This window comes from Candidatus Frankia nodulisporulans (assembly GCF_902806475.1).
Lineage (GTDB): Bacteria > Actinomycetota > Actinomycetes > Frankiales > Frankiaceae > Frankia > Frankia umida.
Map to the genome: position 1 here is coordinate 12,437 of NZ_CADCWS010000007.1, position 18,027 is coordinate 30,463.

14 protein-coding genes are annotated in these 18,027 nt (G+C 70.9%); 7 read left to right on the forward strand and 7 right to left on the reverse strand.

The features are described 5' to 3' along the window. Nucleotides 1-55 precede the first annotated feature (55 nt). Nucleotides 56-1,060 carry a diaminopimelate epimerase gene (gene dapF / locus G6R24_RS01800; RefSeq protein ID WP_225438008.1) on the forward strand — a complete coding sequence of 335 codons (1,005 nt, stop codon included), beginning with the start codon at nt 56-58 and terminating at the stop codon, nt 1,058-1,060. Continuing rightward, nucleotides 1,057-1,473, forward strand: coding sequence for a VOC family protein (locus G6R24_RS01805; RefSeq protein ID WP_163547420.1), 417 nt, complete (start codon nt 1,057-1,059; stop codon nt 1,471-1,473). The genes dapF and G6R24_RS01805 overlap by 4 nt, the downstream gene beginning before the upstream one ends. Nucleotides 1,474-1,503: 30 nt before the next feature. Here the strand turns inward: G6R24_RS01805 and G6R24_RS01810 are convergent, their stop codons facing one another. Further along, nucleotides 1,504-2,304: a helix-turn-helix domain-containing protein gene (locus G6R24_RS01810; RefSeq protein ID WP_175084794.1), complete on the reverse strand. Its 801-nt coding sequence runs from the start codon at nt 2,302-2,304 to the stop codon at nt 1,504-1,506. 241 nt (nt 2,305-2,545) lie between these two features. Here G6R24_RS01810 and hflX point away from each other — a divergent pair, with 241 nt between their 5' ends. Further along, nucleotides 2,546-4,006 carry a GTPase HflX gene (hflX, locus tag G6R24_RS01815; protein ID WP_163547421.1) on the forward strand — a complete coding sequence of 487 codons (1,461 nt, stop codon included), beginning with the start codon at nt 2,546-2,548 and terminating at the stop codon, nt 4,004-4,006. A 74-nt stretch (nt 4,007-4,080) separates the two neighbouring features. Here the strand turns inward: hflX and lexA are convergent, their stop codons facing one another. Continuing rightward, complete coding sequence (lexA, locus tag G6R24_RS01820; RefSeq protein WP_163547422.1) at nt 4,081-4,845, reverse strand: transcriptional repressor LexA; 765 nt, start codon at nt 4,843-4,845, stop codon at nt 4,081-4,083. Between the two features lie 309 nt (nt 4,846-5,154). Between lexA and G6R24_RS01825 the strand changes: the two genes are divergently transcribed. From G6R24_RS01825 to G6R24_RS01835, 3 genes are all read left to right on the forward strand, one after another. Continuing rightward, nucleotides 5,155-5,613, forward strand: coding sequence for a LysM peptidoglycan-binding domain-containing protein (locus G6R24_RS01825; protein WP_225438010.1), 459 nt, complete (start codon nt 5,155-5,157; stop codon nt 5,611-5,613). Nucleotides 5,614-5,956: 343 nt separating this feature from the next. Further along, nucleotides 5,957-6,583 carry a transcriptional regulator NrdR gene (gene nrdR / locus G6R24_RS01830; protein ID WP_163547423.1) on the forward strand — a complete coding sequence of 209 codons (627 nt, stop codon included), beginning with the start codon at nt 5,957-5,959 and terminating at the stop codon, nt 6,581-6,583. 291 nt (nt 6,584-6,874) lie between these two features. After that, nucleotides 6,875-9,820 carry a vitamin B12-dependent ribonucleotide reductase gene (locus tag G6R24_RS01835; protein WP_163547424.1) on the forward strand — a complete coding sequence of 982 codons (2,946 nt, stop codon included), beginning with the start codon at nt 6,875-6,877 and terminating at the stop codon, nt 9,818-9,820. Nucleotides 9,821-9,971: 151 nt separating this feature from the next. Here G6R24_RS01835 and G6R24_RS01840 read toward each other — a convergent pair whose 3' ends face one another. The 4 genes from G6R24_RS01840 to G6R24_RS01855 all read right to left on the reverse strand — a co-directional run bounded on the left by G6R24_RS01840 (nt 9,972) and on the right by G6R24_RS01855 (nt 13,829). After that, the gene (locus G6R24_RS01840; RefSeq protein ID WP_338084400.1) at nt 9,972-10,337 is read right to left on the reverse strand and encodes a nucleoside/nucleotide kinase family protein; all 366 of its coding nucleotides are present in this window, start codon (nt 10,335-10,337) and stop codon (nt 9,972-9,974) included. Between the two features lie 142 nt (nt 10,338-10,479). Next, a complete protein-coding gene (locus G6R24_RS01845) occupies nt 10,480-11,712 on the reverse strand; it encodes a type II toxin-antitoxin system HipA family toxin (protein WP_163547425.1) in 1,233 nt (410 codons plus the stop codon). Next, nucleotides 11,705-12,013, reverse strand: coding sequence for a helix-turn-helix domain-containing protein (locus G6R24_RS01850; protein WP_225438013.1), 309 nt, complete (start codon nt 12,011-12,013; stop codon nt 11,705-11,707). The genes G6R24_RS01845 and G6R24_RS01850 overlap by 8 nt, the downstream gene beginning before the upstream one ends. A 478-nt stretch (nt 12,014-12,491) precedes the next feature. Continuing rightward, the gene (locus G6R24_RS01855; protein WP_163547426.1) at nt 12,492-13,829 is read right to left on the reverse strand and encodes an amylo-alpha-1,6-glucosidase; all 1,338 of its coding nucleotides are present in this window, start codon (nt 13,827-13,829) and stop codon (nt 12,492-12,494) included. A 615-nt stretch (nt 13,830-14,444) separates the two neighbouring features. Here G6R24_RS01855 and G6R24_RS01860 point away from each other — a divergent pair. Further along, nucleotides 14,445-15,719, forward strand: a complete 1,275-nt coding sequence (locus G6R24_RS01860; RefSeq protein WP_163547427.1) for an RNA polymerase sigma factor — start codon at nt 14,445-14,447, stop codon at nt 15,717-15,719. A gap of 194 nt (nt 15,720-15,913) precedes the next feature. On the opposite strand, the gene G6R24_RS01865 is transcribed toward G6R24_RS01860, so the two are convergent. Next, nucleotides 15,914-17,986 carry an acetoacetate--CoA ligase gene (locus G6R24_RS01865; protein ID WP_391530157.1) on the reverse strand — a complete coding sequence of 691 codons (2,073 nt, stop codon included), beginning with the start codon at nt 17,984-17,986 and terminating at the stop codon, nt 15,914-15,916. Nucleotides 17,987-18,027 lie beyond the last annotated feature (41 nt).

The window sequence follows — 18,027 nt, forward strand, 5'->3', positions numbered from 1 at the left end:
CTGAACCGCGTTGAGCCGGGCTGAGCGGCCGCGGGCACGCCCGTACGATGTGCCGGTGCGCGATGACCAGCAGTTGCGGTTCGTCAAGGGGCAGGGCACGGGCAACGACTTCGTGATCCTGCCCGATCCGGACGGCGATCTGGACCTGACCCCGGAGCTGGTCCGGGCGTTGTGTGACCGGCGTACCGGTATCGGCGCGGACGGTGTCCTGCGGGTCGTGCTGTCGGCCGCGGCACCGGAGGCGGTGCCGTTCGTCGGTTCGGCCCGCTGGTTCATGGACTACCGCAACGCCGATGGTTCGCTCGCCCAGATGTGCGGCAACGGGGCCCGGGTGTTCGCCCGCTACCTCGTCGAGGCCGGTTATGTCCGCCCCGGCGGCTTCGTGCTGGCGACCCGGGCGGGCCTGCGCCGCGTCGAGGTGCCGCCGGTCGGGGACGTCACCGTGGAGATGGGCCCGCCGTCCTTCGCCACGCGGGCCGCGGCGGGCCCGTTCGCGCCGCCGGTCAGCGTCGCCGGGCGGGAGTTCGACGCCGTCGCCGTGTCGATGGGCAACCCGCACGCCGTCTGTTTCGCCGACGATCTGGACGTCGCGGCGCTGCGTGGTCTCGACCTGAGCCGGGCGCCGCGGTTTCGCGTCGACGACTTCCCCGAGGGAGTCAACGTCGAGATCGTCGTGGATCGCCCGGGTGGCGGCGTGGCGATGCGGGTCTATGAGCGCGGGGTCGGGGAGACGGCCTCCTGCGGCACGGGTGCCTGCGCCGCGGCCGTGGCCTGGGCCGACCGCCACGGTCGCCGCCCCACCGGCGGGGCCGCGGCTGCTCCCGCGGGCGATGCCGGTGGCGCCGCTGGTGCTGGTGGCGGTGTCGGTGGCGGTGAGGTCGAGGTGGCGGTGGACGTGCCTGGTGGGGCGCTGAACGTTCGGTGGCGGGCCGACACGGTGTTGTTGCGGGGGCCGGCCGAGCTGGTCTTCGACGGGGCGGTGCGGATCGGGATGCTCGGCGGTACGGGTCCGATTCCGACAAGACCGGCGCCGGCGGGCGAGCCTAGCCTGCGGTCATGACAGTCACCTTCAACGGCACTGGGCTGATCGTCTCCGACCTGGCCCGCAGCCTGGCCTTCTATCGTCGGCTGGGGCTTGCCATCCCGGCCGCGGCCGACGCCGAACCGCACGTCGAGGTCGCCCTGCCCGGCGGGCAACGGCTGTTGTTCGACACCGAGGACACCATCCGTTCCTTCGATCCGGCCTGGGCGCCGGCCAGCGCCGGTCAGGGTCGGATCAGCCTCGCTTTCGCCTGCGCGGACCCGGCCGAGGTCGACGCCGTCCACGGGGATCTGGTCGCTGCCGGGTACGAGAGCCACCTGGCGCCGTGGGATGCCTTCTGGGGCCAGCGTTACGCGAGCATCGTCGACCCCGACGGCAACACCGTCGACCTGTACGCACCGCTCGCGGCCACCGTCCCGGCGAGTTCCTGACCACGGCTCGTCCACCTGGTTCGTGGGCCGTCAACGCGGCGGCGACGCGTCCACGGTCGGTGCGCCCCTGGCGGACGCGAGCAGGTCGGTGGCGGTGAGGCCGGTGAGCGCCCGCACCTCGTGGGCGAGATGGGCCTGATCGGCGTAGCCGGACAGGGCGGCCGTCAGGGCGAGCCCGTGGCCGGACCGGGCGGTGCGCAACGCCTCCTGCAGACGCAGGACGCGGCCCAGGGTCTTCGGGCCGTAACCGAAGACCCGCCGGCTGCGGCGCAGCAACTGGCGTTCGCTCAACCCGACCGACCGGGCCAGCGCGCCCACCGTCACGCGCGCCCGCACGGCGGACACGATCACCGGCGTCATCGGGTCGGACAGCCGCGTATCCGGCTCCCGTTCGAGCAGCGCCGTCTGGATGGCCACCGCCCGGGCCGCGGTCTGCGGCCCGGCGGCGGCGACCTGGTCGGCGAGGCGCCGGGCCGGGCCGTCGCCCCACAGCGCGGCCAGGTCGATCCGGCCGTCGCGCAGCGCCGCGGCCGGGGTGCCCAGCCGGGCCGGACCGTGACCGGGATCGAACCGGACGCCGACGTGGTGGACCCCGGATGCCCAGGGCACGACGGTGGCGGCGGTATCCGGACCGGCGACGATCAGCCGGCCATCCGAGCTCCAGATGATGTCGATGCCGCCGTCGGGAAGCACCCGGTGCGCCTCGCCGATCTGACCGCCCGGGCCGGCGTGGATCGCCTGATCGGGCCGGTCCGATCGGGCGATCCAGACGGTGGCCGGCAGCCCGACGGCGCGGCGCTCGCGATACACGAGCCCGACGCTACGCGCCATCTCGGCCGACCGGCGGCCTGGCACAGGGCATCGACCGGGATCGAACACCGCCGGAGATCCGCCCGAAACCATTCGCGATCGCCGCGTCGGCGTGGGACCCTGGCAGACGACGGAAGGACGACCGCCGCCCGCGGTACGCGGGTCGCGCAGCCCTTCCGATGGTCGCCGCACACGCGCGTGACCTGGCCAAACGAAGCGACGCGGAATGCCGCGGCAGCGGGCCGCGTTGAGAACGGATGGTATGACACTTCCTGCCGACGCCCTGGATGCGTCCACCATGGACAGATCACTCATCGAACTCGCCGACGACGATACGGCGGGACTTTCTGGTTTCTTCGCCGATTCGGGTGACGGTTTCGACCTGGCGGATCGCGTGGCTCTGCGCCGCGTGCCGGGCTTGGCGACCGAACTCGAAGATGTCACCGAGGTCGAGTACCGGCAGCTCCGACTGGAGCAGGTCGTGCTCATCGGGGTGTGGATGTCGGGCTCGCTGCGGGCGGCCGAGGCGTCCATGGCGGAGCTCGCGGCCCTGGCCACGACGGCGGGTTCGGCCGTGCTCGACGCCCTCGTGCAGCGCCGTGACCGGCCGGACGCCGCGACCTACGTCGGCTCGGGCAAGGCGCGGGAACTGGCCGAGGTCGTCGCCGCGACCGGCGCCGACACGGTGATCTGCGACGGTGAGCTCACCCCGGGCCAGCTCCGCCAGCTCGAGGAGATCGTCAAGGTCAAGGTGATCGACCGTACGGCGCTGATCCTCGACATCTTCGCCCAGCACGCCACGTCCCGAGAGGGCAAGGCGCAGGTCGAACTCGCCCAGCTGCAGTACATGCTGCCGAGGCTGCGTGGCTGGGGTGAATCCATGTCCCGGGCCGCCGCCAGCGGCGGTGGTCGGGCACCGATCGGTACCCGCGGCCCCGGTGAGACCAAGATCGAGACAGACCGGCGTCGGCTGCGGGCGCGGATGGCCCGGCTACGTCGTGACCTGGCCGAGATGTCGACCGTGCGGGAGACCAAGCGTTCGTCGCGGCGCCGCGGCGAGGCGCCGTCGGTGGCGATCGCCGGCTACACTAACGCCGGCAAGTCCTCGCTGCTCAACCGGCTCACCGGTGCCGGAGTGCTGGTGGAGGACGCGCTGTTCGCCACCCTTGACCCGACCGTGCGCCGGGCGACCCTGCCCGACGGGCGGGCGTTCACCCTGACCGACACGGTCGGGTTCGTCCGTCACCTGCCGCACCAGATCGTCGAGGCGTTTCGCTCCACTCTGGAGGAGGTCGCCGATGCCGATCTCATCCTGCACGTGGTCGACGGCTCCGCCGCGGATCCGGCCGGGCAGATCTCGGCGGTGCGCGAGGTCCTCAACGACATCGACGCGGGCGGCGTACCCGAGCTGATCGTCGTCAACAAGGTCGACGCGGCCGAACCGACGGTGCTGGCCGAACTGCGCCAGCTCGCCCCGGACGCGGTGTTCGTCTCCGCGCGCACCGGAGACGGCCTCAACGCGCTCGTCGAGGCCCTGAGCCTGCGGGTGCCACATCCGGACGTGGAGCTCACGGTCCTGCTCCCGTACACGCGGGGTGACCTCGTCTCGCGGATTCACGCCATCGGCGAGGTTCTGAGTCAGGAACACACCGGTGACGGCACGCGCCTGACGGCTCGGGTCTCAGCGGCGCTCGCCGCGGATCTCGACATGTTCCGCGCCTGAGCGGGGGCCGGGCACCCCGGCTCTGACCTCCACCCGAACTGGCCGGCCGCCTCCAGGCGGCCGGCCATCGCCCGTCAGACCCGGCGCAGCACCGCGACGATCCGGCCGAGGATGGACGCGCCTTCACCCGGGATGTCACTGAAGCTCGGGTTCTCCGGGTGCAGCCACACCTTGCCGTCGCGCACTCGCAGGCGCTTGACCGTGGCCTCACCATCGATCATGGCGGCGACGATCTCGCCGTTGTCCGCCACCGGCTGCTGGCGTACGACCACCCAGTCGCCGTCGCAGATCGCCGCGCCCACCATCGACTCGCCGACGACCCGCAGCAGGAACAGTGTGCCCTCGCCGACGATCTCCCGCGGCAACGGGAAGACATCCTCGATGGCCTGCTCGGCCAGGATCGGCCCACCGGCGGCGATCCGCCCGAGCACGGGCACGTATGTCGCCTGCGGATCGCTGGCGGCACCGGGGGCGGCCGGCGCCTCGCCGGGGAACGCCGGCACCACCGTCGCGGCGCTCCCACCGCCACCGGCGCGGCGCGGGCGGTCGGCGCCGAGCACCTCCATCGCCCGCGGCCGGTTCGGGTCGCGCCGGATGTAGCCCTTCTCCTCCAGCATCTTCAGCTGGTGCGCCACGCTGCTGGTACTGGTGAGCCCGACGGCCTCGCCGATCTCCCGCACACTGGGCGGGTATCCGCGCCGCTCCACGGCCGCCCGGATGACCTCGAGCACCTTGCGCTGCCGGGGGGTCAGTCCGGGCGCGTCCGCGGGGTTGTCCGGGAAGGGCCGCACGTTGCCGCGGGCACCGCCTCGGCGCGTTCCCCTGCTTTGGGTGGTCATCGCTTACCGCTCTCCTCGTCGCATACCGCGTAGTGGCCGGCCGGCGACCCCGGGTCGCGGACCGTGATTCCACGCGATCGCCGGTCACCTGGGGTGCCCAGCCTCGCCACGGCGTGCAGTGTCCGCGACCGGGGGGATCGTCCGGTCCACACCTGATCGTCTTGACGGTAACCGGATGGTCGCGGAATCTCAAACGTCTGTTCGAGCGTGTCTCTTCCTCTCCCCGCGAGCCCGTGTCACAATCGACCAGTAGTTCGATCGAACGGGAGTTCGTAACCGGCTCCTGTCCGCTAGCTCCGGGAGGCTGTCGTGAGTGTGGACCACGCGACGCGGGTCGTCGATCTGGCGGTGGTGCGGGCCCAGCGGCGCGGTGGCGCCGGCGGGTGGGCGTGCCATCCGTCCATGGGGTTTCGGGGCACGGTGGGGGCTTCCGGAGCCGTGGCGGCTTCCGGGGGCGTGGCGGGTTCCCGGGTCGGGGGTGGCGCCGAGCCGCCGCTGCGGCTGACCCGGCGGGGTCGGGTGGTCGTCGTCGCGGTCATCACGCTGTGTGTCGCGGCCGCGCTCATGGTGATGGTGCCGCGTGCGTCGCTGGGGCGGGCGGATGAGCCGCGGCGCGGGCATCTGGTCGTGGCGGGGGAGACCCTCCGGGAGATCGCCGTCGCGCTCGATCCCGATGCCGACACCGGGGCCGTGGTCGACCGGCTGATGCGGGTCAACCACCTGTCCTCGCCCGACCTCGTCCCCGGTGAGTTCCTGCTGCTGGAATGAGGTCGGCGCGGTCGCGAACGCCGGCTGGAGCGGGCTGTGCCGGTCGTGGCGGGTCGTGGCGGGGCGTGGCGGCCGGGTACCCCCGACGGGTCGAACACCCTGAGTCCTCGGCCTGGCGGCCGGCCGGTTGTCGCGGTGACCTGCCGGTATCCCACGGTCCCGGCCGGCACGGCGGTGCTCGCGGACGGTTGCGGACCATCCGCGCACGGGTGTCCCAGCGTGGCACTGTGGGGGGTCGTTGCCCCAGCCATGGTGTGGTGCGCTAGGGTTGGGCACAACATCTGGTGCGTCGAGGGTAGCGTCGAGGATGGTCTGCCGGTCCGGGCTGAGGAGGCGTCAACGCGTGCGGTGCCCGTTCTGCCGGCATCCGGACAGTCGCGTCGTCGACAGCCGGGAGGCCGAAGAAGGCTCGGCGATCCGCCGGCGGCGTTCCTGCCTGTCGTGCGGGCGTCGGTTCACGACGATGGAGGAGGCCTCGCTGCGGGTGGTCAAGCGCAGCGGGGTGGCTGAGCCGTTCAGTAGGGCGAAGGTGGTCGCCGGCGTGCGCAAGGCCTGCCAGGGCCGACCGGTGCGCGATGACGATCTCGCCCTGCTCGCGCAGCGCGTGGAGGACGCGGTGCGCTCCGCGGGCTCCGCGGAGGTTCCCGCCGAGGCGATCGGCCGGGCGATCCTCGGCCCGCTGCGGGAGCTTGACGAGGTGGCTTACCTGCGGTTCGCGTCGGTGTATCTCGCCTTCGAGTCGCTCACCGACTTCGAGAACGCGATCTCGGCGTTGCGGGCGGAGACATCCACCTCCCGCCGTGAGGCCGCCCACCCGGCCAGTCCCGCCGATCCGGCGGGTGAGGGTCCGTTCGGGGTGGGCTCGTCCCGTTCCGCGCTCCATGGCACCGGCCCGAACGGCGCCGGCCCGCCGGGCGGCGGCGCGCGGGCGCCCGGCCCCCTGGTCGAGGTCGCGGCCGAGCACGGCTGATCGCGGCCCCGGCCCGCATCGCTCGTACCTCGAGTTCTGGAAGCACGACCTCGCCACGCCGGTCCGCCCCGGTGAGTTCTGGGACGACCTGACCCCGCCGACGTGGATTTATCCCGTATGCCCAGATTCGCCATGCCGCTACGGCCCGCCCGTCCTGGGTGCCGGCCGAGTAGCCGCCGCGGTCGGTGGTGCGCGGGCATCTCAGACACAGCGCGGCCGTCGCGTCATGGCGAGCCGGCCCGCGCCGAAAAGCAGTGCGCCGAAGAGTACAAGAACACCACGAGGAGCGTCATGACCGATAGCCGCGGCACGAAGGCGAGCAAGGCGGCGGCCAGGCCGTCCGGGCTGAGGATTCGCCGTTCGCGGACGACCGCCGGGGTCCATCCGTACGATGAGGTCACCTGGGAGTCCCGGGACGTCGTCATGACCAACTGGCGGGACGGCTCGGTCAACTTCGAGCAGCGCGGGGTGGAGTTTCCCGACTTCTGGTCGGTCAACGCCTCCAATATCGTGACGAGCAAGTACTTCCGCGGCGCGATCGGCACGCCGGTCCGGGAGTCCTCGTTGCGCCAGCTCATCGACCGGGTCGTGCTCACCTACACCGCCGCCGGACGGGAACACGGCTACTTCGCCAGTGACGCCGACGCCGAGATCTTCGAGCACGAACTGGCCTGGATGCTGCTCCACCAGGTCTTCAGCTTCAACTCGCCGGTCTGGTTCAACGTCGGCACCTCGGCACCACAGCAGGTCTCGGCCTGTTTCATTCTTTCAGTTGATGACACGATGGAGTCGATTCTCAACTGGTATCGGGAAGAAGGCCTGATCTTCAAGGGAGGATCGGGGGCGGGGCTGAACCTGTCGCGGATCCGCTCGTCGAAGGAGCTGCTTTCCTCGGGGGGCACCGCGTCCGGGCCGGTGAGCTTCATGCGGGGCGCCGACGCGTCGGCCGGGACGATCAAGTCGGGTGGGGCGACCCGGCGGGCCGCCAAGATGGTCGTGCTGGACGTCGACCATCCGGACATCGTCGAGTTCGTCGAGACGAAGGCCCGGGAAGAGGACAAGATCCGGGCGCTGCGCGACGCCGGCTTCGACATGGACCTCGGTGGGCGCGACATCGCCTCGGTGCAGTACCAGAACGCCAACAACTCGGTGCGGGTCACCGACGAGTTCATGAACGCCGTCGTCGACGGTCAGGACTTCGCCCTGCGCGCCCGGCTGGACGGCCGCACGATCGAGACGATCGACGCGAGGAAGCTGTTCCGCACGATCGCCGACGCGGCCTGGGGTTGCGCCGACCCGGGCATCCAGTACGACGGCACCATCAACGACTGGCACACCTGCCCGGAGACCGGCCGGATCAGCGCGTCCAACCCGTGCAGCGAGTACGTCCACCTGGACAACTCCAGCTGCAACCTGGCGTCGCTGAACCTGCTGAAGTTCCTGCGCCCGGACCGGACGTTCGACGCCGACGCGTTCGTCGCCGCCGTCGAACTGATCATCACCGCGATGGACATCTCGATCTGCTTCGCGGACTTCCCGACGCCCGAGATCACCACGGTCACCCGTGCCTACCGGCAGCTCGGTATCGGCTACGCGAACCTGGGCGCGCTGCTCATGGCCAGCGCCCGGGCGTACGACTCCGACGGCGGACGGGCGCTCGCCGCGGGGATCACCTCGCTGATGAGCGCCACCGCCTACCGCCGTTCCGCCGAGCTCGCCGCCATCGTCGGCGCCTACGACGGGTTCGCCCGCAACGCCGACGCGCACCGCCGGGTCGTGCGCAAGCACGCCGCCGCGAGTGACACCGTCCGCGCCGCGCACGGTGAGGACACCCGCGTGCTGGCCGCCGCGTCGAGGGAGTGGGCGAAGGCACAGTCCGTCGGTGACAAGCACGGTTGGCGCAACGCCCAGGTCAGCCTGCTCGCCCCGACCGGCACCATCGGTCTCGCGATGGACTGCGACACCACCGGTATCGAGCCGGACCTCGCCCTGGTCAAGATGAAGAAGCTGGTCGGCGGTGCCAGCATGCGCATCGTCAACCAGACGGTGCCGGCGGCGCTGCGCGCCCTGGGATACACCGAGGAGACCATCGAGGCGATCGTCGAGTTCATCGCCGAGCACGGGCATGTCGTCGACGCCCCGGGTCTGCGCCAGGAGCACTACGAGGTGTTCGACTGCGCGATCGGCGAGCGGGCGATCTCCCCGATGGGGCATGTCCGGATGATGGCCGCGGTGCAGCCGTTCCTGTCCGGTGCGATCTCCAAGACGGTGAACATGCCCTCGACGGCCACCGTCGAGGAGGTCGAGGAGATCTACCTCGCCGGCTGGCGGCTCGGCCTCAAGGCCCTGGCCATCTACCGTGACAACTGCAAGGTCGGCCAGCCGTTGACGGACGTCAAGGGCGCCAAGCGGGACGCGGACGCGGCCGCCGCCAGCGCCGCCATGTCCGGTGCCGGTGCCGTGCAGGCGGCACCCGTCGCCCTCGCGGCTGACGTCGAGTACCGGCCGGTGCGCCGTCGACTGCCGAAGACCCGCCCGTCCCAGACGGTGTCGTTCGCCGTCGGTGGCGCCGAGGGCTACCTGACCGCCGGCTCCTACCCGGACGACGGCCTCGGCGAGGTCTTCATCAAGATGTCGAAGCAGGGCTCCACACTGGCCGGTGTGATGGACGCGTTCGCCATCGCGATCTCCATCGGCCTGCAGTACGGCGTGCCGCTCGAGGCCTACGTCAGCAAGTTCATCAACATGCGCTTCGAGCCCGCCGGCATGACCGACGACCCGGACGTCCGGATCGCCCAGTCGATCATGGACTACCTGTTCCGTCGCCTGGCCCTGGACTACCTCGACGCCGACCATCGCGCCGAGCTCGGCATCTCCACCGCCGCCGAGCGCACCCGCGCCGTCGCCGGCCAGTACGGCACCCCCGTCGTCCCGGCCGCTCCCGCCGACGAGGCCCCGACCGCGGTGGCACCGGAGATCGTGACCGAGGCTCCGTCCACCACCCCGCCAGCGCCGACCGCCCCGACCGCGCACAGCAACGGGGTGGCGCACGCGAACGGGCACGGGCACGGGCCGGAGTACGTGGCCCGGGAACTGCGTCTCGCTTCGCCCGGTGAGTCGCTGATCGCCCAGACGGTGGTCGACGCCCCGCTGTGCTTCACCTGCGGTGTGACGATGCGCCCGGCCGGCAGCTGCTACGTCTGCGAGCAGTGCGGCTCCACCAGCGGCTGCAGCTGACCGCGGCCTGTCCTCGCGCGGCTGCCCGGGGCCTGTCCCCGGGCAGCCGATCCTGACGACCGACCAGCGTCGTTTCCGGGCGGTCGCCCCGCTGGGTCGCAGGTCCGCTCCGGTGCCAGTCGTGGATGGCGCCAACCGTGCTACTCACCGGCTACGGCGGGCAGGTGCGTCCAGCGGCGTCAGCCGCCCAGCGCAGGACGCGGGGAACATCCGGGTGCTCGTTGTCGATCAGGAGATGCCGCGCGGCGGTGTAGTCGAAGGCGTCGAGGAAGTAGCCGTCCGGAGAATGTGATCCTCGGCGTCGGCGGATGACCTGGGGGTTGTGGAAGCCGTCGACGCCGGCGCGGATCACAGGCCGGCCCAGGCTGGCGACCACACCGGCCGTCTCGTCTGCCAGGATGATCTTGCTGGCGGCATCGGGCCCATCGATCGCGACCCGCAGTACTCGGTCCGCAAACGTGCTCACCAACAGGTCAGCGAGTGCCCGCACCACCGAGTCGCGGGGACCAGGAGTCAACTCGCGGCACCTTTCTCATCGCGGGTTCATCGGTCAGCGATCGCACGTGTACACGTTGGCGGTCGGTGGCGACCTGGCCGGTCGGTCTGGTTGGTGTGGTCCGTGGAGTTGCGGTGATCGGGCTGGTGGGTGACGGAGTGTCTCACTCGCCACTGACGGCGCGGCCGGAAAGCAGGTTGGTGGTGAACCTGGCGATGTCGTGAGCAAGTTCGGGGTGGGCCTCGGGGTGCGGGTCCTGCGATGTCGTGAGGGCGAGCACCGTGGCCAGCGCTGCGTCGGCAATGCTGTTCGCGTCGGCGAGGCCCCAGGCATGACCCTCTGACGTGAGGTGATCGAGGGTGAGCGCGGAGTGGCGGTACTCGCCGTTGATGGCGAGGGCGACCTCTCCATCGGTGGGTAGATGCGCCTGCGGAACGACGTCGTAGGCGGGGCTGAGCGTCATCGAGCTGTCGGGGCGGTGCACCAGCGAGATGTTCTTCGCGTGCAGGTCGAGGTTGCCGACGGCGACCGAGACGACGACAAGGATGAACAGGCGCCGCAGCGAGTCGCTGTCACCGGCCACCGCGAACACGCGGGCGATGCGTTCAAGACTGACCCGTCCGCCGTACTTCTGGTACTTCTGGTTGCCGGACGCGCCGAGGACCTGGTTGAAGTCCTCCTGGTGGAGGCGACCCTGCGGGGCGTCCGAAGCACGGTCGTAGCGTTCGATGACGACGGCGGGCACGCCGTCGAACTGTTCGATCCACGTGTCGTGGCTGGTCAGGCTGGTGGCGCGGGAGATACGTGCGCCGTATTCCTCGTCGTAGATCGTTGTTGGATGGTCCTGCGATCGCGGTTTGAGGATGTGGGTGGACGGCCATCCATCGATCACTCGGTTCCAGCCACCGCCGGTCCTGGCGAGCACGATCTTGTCCTGAACGCCGGCCAGCGAGGTCTTCCCGGTGGATGGATGGTTGCCGAGCGGCTCACGCCTGACATGAGTGAGCATGTCGGCAACGCCGGCGGTGGACAGTGGCTCCAGCGTGGGTTGTTTTGGTTCGCCGGGGAGGTCCGGGTCCCAGATCTGCAGGGCGCCGGCGACATCGCGGCCATACCGGCGCAGCAGGCCGATGACGTCCCGTTCGGCGACGTCAGCCTGCTCGGCGAGCCGGGTGAGCATCCGTCCCTCGGGAAGCAGTTCTCGAAAGAAGTTCTGCCGCCGGTCCCTGCGTGTTCGGGTGGGTACCGCCGTGAACGGGATCGCCGCGGAGAGAACGGTGCTGTCGAGACCGAAGGCGGTGACGGCGGCCGGATCGGTCAGGAAGTCGAAGGTGTGCGAAGGGCCGGCGAGTACCCCCACTCGAGTTCCGTACAGATCGACGACCAGGTCAGCCATCGCCTGGACCGGTCTGATCGGAGCTGGGGACGTCGCTGGCACGGTGGTCGGCGTGGTTGCCGGTCGCAGCGTCGTCCGGGGGTGTGATGGTGGCGGCCAGTTCCATCCCGGTGGCGCGCATGGCGGCGAACAGGCGGTCCATGACGATCGATGGCTTGCCGGCCTCCAGTTCCCAGATGTACTTCTGCGTGGTTCCCAACCTGCGGGCGAGCTCGCGCTGGCTCAGCCCAGACAGCAGGCGGGCCTGCGCCAGGATGCGTCCCAGCGACTCGGCACTCGTGACCTTCCCGGTGTACGCCATCGCACCAACCGCCATCTCCACGTTGTCGACTTCGATATGACCGTCATGGCCGTTGACTACTATATCGAAGTCGCCACGCCTGGCGTAGCTATCGACGTGGTGTGCTCCGTAAAGCTGCGGTGATCGGGATGGCGGTTGGTGGTGGAGGCCAGACTGTGGCAGGACGCAGGTTCAACACCGCGGGGCGGTGTTACATGATCCCGGCTTCGGCGCGTCCGTCGGAGCTGGATGGCTACCTGAACCACCTCGGCCTGTCAGCTGGGTACGTCGTCCTGTTCGATCAGGGTCCTCAACCCGGGCCGGACATGGACGGCCCGCTGGAGACGCGGACCAGCGCGTCAGGTCACACAGTGACCATCGCGAGGCCGACCGTCCCACCGCTTCCCGACAACCGGACCGAAGCCCTGCCGGGCTGAGATCACGGGCGGGCGGTTGCGCGCGGCCGCCCGGAGCTGGGCGACCGCGCGGGACAGGCAGGTCAGCGCTGGGTGGCGAGCAGGTCGATGAGCAGGGCGGCGGTCCAGGAGAAGCGGTTGCTGCCGGCGCCGGAGCCGTCCAGGGGGGAGTAGTACTCGTACATGGCGCCGGACGCGGCGATCACGTCGACGGTGTTGCGGCGCAGGTCGTCGGCGGCGTCGAGGCGGCCGTAACGCTCCAGGCCGTCGGCGATCAGCCAGTTCATGTTCACCCAGACCGGGCCCTGCCAGTAGCAGCGAGGCAGGAAGGCCGGGTCGTCCACCGGGACGCTGGCCACACCGAACCGCGACCAGTACCGAGGCGAGCTGATCATCTTGACCATCGCGTCGACCCGGTCGTCGGGAACGACCCCGGCGTACAGCGGTAGCAGGCCGGCGATCGTCTCGTGCCGCAACAGCGTGTGGGTGCGAAAGTCGCGGCTGTAGTAAAGCCCGTCCACGGCCAGTTGGCTGATGGCCTCGCGGGAACGGCGGATCGAGCGGCGCAGCCGGGGCGGGATGACCTCGCCGATCTCCGCCGCGATCGTCGCCAGATGCTCGTTCGCCCGGACCAGGATCGCGTTGAACGCCACGTTCTGCACCAGTGGGACGATGGTGCGCCGGATCTCGCGGAAGTTGTAGTGGGATCGGCGCAGCTCGCGCACGATCCGGTAGAGCGTGAACAGGTCGCCGGAGGTCAGTCGTTCGTCCGGGGGGACCTCCTTGGAATCGCGGCGCAGCGCGTCGAGCGCGTCGTCGCCGTTGACGCGGCGCAGTACCCGGACTCCCAGCGGTGCGGCCGGGCGGGTGATCTCCATCCAGGTCGGGGTGTTGTCCATCCCCGACTCCCAGGAGTGCACGAGCGCGACCAGCCCGTCGTCGTCCGGGTCGCGCTCGTCGTAAAGCCACTGGTGAAAGCGCAGCAGCCCTGGGTAGAGCGCGCGGTAGAACGCGGCCCGCTGGGAGCCGGTCATCACCTCGCCCACCCGCACCGCCGCCTCGGCGATCATCGGTGGCTGGGTGACGCCGGTGCTCTGCATGCCGCCGGCCGTCGTCGTCACCCGGTCGCAGCGCCAGCGCTGCGGGCCGGCGTGGTAGAAGTCCGTGGTCTCGGCGAAGATCACGTGGGGGATCATGCCGCTGGGCCACTGGCCGCGCAGCAGCGACAGGATCTCGGCCGCGGCCCGGTCGGGGTCGAGATGGCGCAGCCCGATCGCGATGAAACACGAGTCCCAGAGCCACTGGTGCGGATACAACGTCGGCGATGGCCGGGTCACGTCGCCGAGGTCGTTGCCGCGCAGCACCGAGACCGCGGTCTCGCGTAGCGCCGCCAGCTCTGCCGGGAGGCTGGGTGCAACCATCGTGTGAGAGCAGCCGTCACACCCTGTGCGCCTTGGTAGGCCGCCCCGGGTGTGGCCCGCATTACCTGGGCGGGTGCGGACCGTGGCCGGTTCGGGTGGCGCCGCCGACACGCCGACGACATGCTGGGACCAGACGGTCGCGGGACGGCACCGGGACAGCGGCGGGACAGTTCTCGGACGGTGCGAGGGCGCGCCCGGGTGGGGGTCGCCGTCCGGGGGAGTTGTCGGCACCTTGTGGTGGGGCGCACGCGCCGGAGCGGCTCGATGGCGGTAGCGAACCGGAAATGTGGCGCGCGCGGCAGTCGCCGTAAATTTCTCGCCATCCGTAATTATGGGACTACTCTTCGTTGAAGATGTGGGGTCGCGACGGGGGTCCGGGCACGCAAGACGGTCAAGATAGTTCGCTGAACACGCCACACGAGGGGATCTGACAGGTAGTCTTCGCGACAGCGGGTTCAGCGTCTCGAAGGCCAGGGTCTACACTGCCGGTAGGCCCGGCGATCGCTGATGTCCGGGTGCGCCCTGCGCAGGGAATAGTTCCGCAGCATCGTTCGTTGCCTCCCTTGTGCACGGAAACAGACGTCCCACCCGCACCGACCATCGGATTTGCCACTGATGACGCTGCCTGCCCTGGACCTTGCCGAGCGTACCGACGAGAACCGCCCGCGTAGCCCGCGGCGTACTCGCCGGTCCGCCACCTCTGCCCGTACCTCTACCAGTCGCTCTCTGGCGGCCGTATCCGATGACATCGACGAGCTTGACGTGAGCGCGGTCGCCGATGTCATCGCGCGCGGTCGCGAGGCCGGCGAGATCAGTCGTTCCGAGCTGAGGGACGCGCTCGAGGCCGCCGACATCGGCCTCGAGCTGCTCCCGGCGCTCATCGCGCGGCTGAACGCCGCCGGCGTCGAACTCCTCGAGGAGGAGGACGGCGAAGCGGCCGACGAAGTCACCGCCGCCACCCGCGCCACCGCCGAGCACGCCGGCACCGCGGATCTCGTGCGCATGTACCTGCGCGAGATCGGCAAGGTGCCGCTGCTCAACGCCGCTCAGGAAGTAGAGCTCTCCAAGCGGGTCGAGGCCGGCCTGTTCGCCGAGCACAAGCTGGAGGCCGTTCCCGAGCTCCCCGCGGATCTCCGCCGGGATCTGGCCCTGCTTGTCAAGGACGGGCACGCTGCCAAGCAGCAGCTCGTCTCGGCGAACCTGCGCCTGGTCGTCTCCGTCGCGAAGAAGTACAGCGGTCGCGGGATGACCCTGCTGGACCTGGTCCAGGAGGGCAACCTCGGCCTCATCCGCGCCGTGGAGAAGTTCGACTACGCCAAGGGCTACAAGTTCTCGACCTACGCGACCTGGTGGATCCGCCAGGCCATCGGCCGCGCGCTGGCCGACCAGGCCCGCACGATCCGCATCCCGGTCCACGTGGTCGAGCAGATCAACAAGATCACCCGGCTGCAGCGCCAGCTCGTCTCCACACTCGGTCGCGAACCGACCGACGAGGAGCTCGCGCTCGAGCTCGACATGCCGATCGAGCAGGTCGTCGAACTGCGCCGCTACGCGCAGGACACGGTCAGCCTGGAGACGTCCGTCGGTGACGACGGCGACTCCGTGCTCGGTGACTTCATCGAGGACTCGGACGCGACCTCGCCGGCCGACGCCGCCTCCTACGGCGCCATGCAGGACGAGATCGACAACGTGCTCGGTGGGCTCAACCCGCGGGAGCGGGAGGTGATGCGCCTGCGGTTCGGCCTGGCCGACGGCAAGCAGCACACCCTGGCCGAGGTGGGTAACCGCCTGGGCCTGACCCGTGAGCGCATTCGCCAGATCGAGCGGGACACGCTGCGCGAGCTGCGTAAGCCCGCGGTCGCCGGCCGGCTGCGCGAGTTCCTCGACTGATCGCCGACCGCCGGCGCCACCCCCCCGCCGGCGGTCGAGGTGATCCCGCCCTGTGGCGGGCACGCGTTCGAGGTCTCGGGTGGCACCCGCCCGAAACCGCGGTGGAGGGTGACCGCGGCGCCGGGAGACCGATGGCAGCCGGATCTTCGCTGATCAGCAGCGAAGATCCGGCTTTTTGTCTGCCGCCCGGCCGGCTACCGCGGGGGAGCCGGCCGGACGCCCCGTCGGCGGGCGGCGGCCGACGCGAACGCCACCAGCGCCTGTGGGTTGGCCACCGCGTCCAGGCTGACCACATCGGCCAGCGGCACGCCGGTGAGCAGCCGTTTGAGCGGAACCTCGAGTTTCTTGGCGGTGTGGGTGCGTGGCACGGCACCGATCTCGATGATCTCGTCGGGCACGTGTCGGGGGCTCAGTTCGGTGCGTAGCGCCATGCGAATCCGCTCGGCGGTCCGCTCGGTCAGCCCGGGTTCGGCGAGCACCACGAACAGCAGGAGCCTGGCGTCATCCGCGGCGTCCGAGACGTCCACGGCGACACTGTCGATCACTTCGGGGAGGGCTTCGACGACCTCGTAGAGCTCCGCGGCGCCGATCCGGATCCCGTGCCGGTTCAGTGTCGCGTCCGACCGCCCCTCGACGACGGCCCCACCTGCGGCGGTGAAGCGGACCCAGTCGCCGTGCCGCCAGACCCCGGGATAGGTGGCGTAGTAGGTCTCCCGCAGCCGGTCGCCATCCGGATCATCCCACAGGGCCAGCGGCATCGACGGCATCGGCGCGGTCACCACGAGCTCGCCGACCTCGTCGACCAGCGGTGTGCCCGCGGCGTCGAAGGCCGCGGCGGCGCAGCCCAGCGCCCGGCCGCTGATCTCCCCGGCGAGCACCGGCTGGGTGGGCAGACCGGCCAGCAGCGCCGTGCACACGTCGGTGCCGCCGCTGATCGAGGACAGCAGCACGTCCGCGCGCACCGCGTCGTACACCCACGCGTAGCCCGACGGCGACAGCGGCGAGCCGGTCGACCCGATCGTGCGCAGCAGGGAGAGGTCCGCGTTCTGGCCGGGTACCAGCCCGGCGTCCCGGCAGGCGTGCAGATAGGCGGCGGAGGTGCCGAGCACGGTGAGCTCCAGCGCCTCGGCGAGCCCGAACTGGGTGCCGAGCGTCGGATAGCCCGTCGCGCCGTCGTAGAGCACCACGGTGGCGCCGACCAGCAGGCCGGAGATGAGGAAGTTCCACATCATCCAGCCGGTCGTGGTGAACCAGCAGTAGCGGTCGTCCGGGCCGACGTCCAGATGCAGGGCGAGGACCTTGAGATGTTCGAGCAGGATGCCGCCATGCCCGTGGACGAGGGCCTTGGGCGGGCCGGTGGTACCCGAGGAGAACAGGATCCACAGCGGGGCGTCGAAGGCGACGCGGGTGAAGGTGAGCTCGCCGGGGTCGGTGGCGAGCAGTTCGTCCCAGGTGAGCAGGTTCGCCACACCGGCCTCCCGGGCGCGGGTGTAGGCGTCGGGTGCCAGGTAGGGCACGATCACCGTCGCGGCGAGGTCCGGCAGGTCCGCGGCGACGGCGGCCAACGCCCCCACCGTGTCGTAGGCGCGGCCGCGGTGGCTGTAACCGTCGACGCCCACCAGCACCGTGGGCGAGATCTGGGCCAGGCGGGCGGCCAGCGCCGTCGGGCCGAGCTCGGGGGAGCAGGACGACCACACCGCTCCGATGCTCGCCGTGGCCAGCATCGCGACCGCCGCGTAGACGGTGTTCGGCAGCACCGCGCCGACCCGGTCGCCCTCGGTGACACCCAGGGCGCGGAGCCCCGCGGCGGCGCGGGCGACCTGGCGGCGCAGTTCGTCCCAGGACACGACGGCGGTGGCGCCGTCCTCGCGCACGCCGATGAGGGCGGCGGCCGGGCCACGGCGGGTCAGCGCGTTCTCGGCGTAGTTCACCCGCGCGCCCGGGAACCAGCTGGCGCCGGGCATCGCGGGGTCGGCCAGTGCCGGACCCGGGCCGCGGTCACCGACGGCGGCGCAGAACTCCCAGATCGACTCCCAGAAGGCGCCGAGTTCGTCGACGGACCATCGCCACAGGGCGGCGGCGTCGTCGAGGACGACCCCGCGTTCCTGCGCGAGCCAGTCCCGGTAGTGCGTCACTACCGCCTGCCTGGCCCGTTCGGGGGAGGGACGCCACAGCGGTGCGCCCAGTGGTGTCCGCGACGGGGCGTCGGGCTGGTGGGCCTCCCCGTCGGCCGTCGCCGTGAGCGGTACTGATCCGTCAGCTGCCACGGGCAATGACCCTAGGGTATTTCCGTTGGGCACACGGCGAG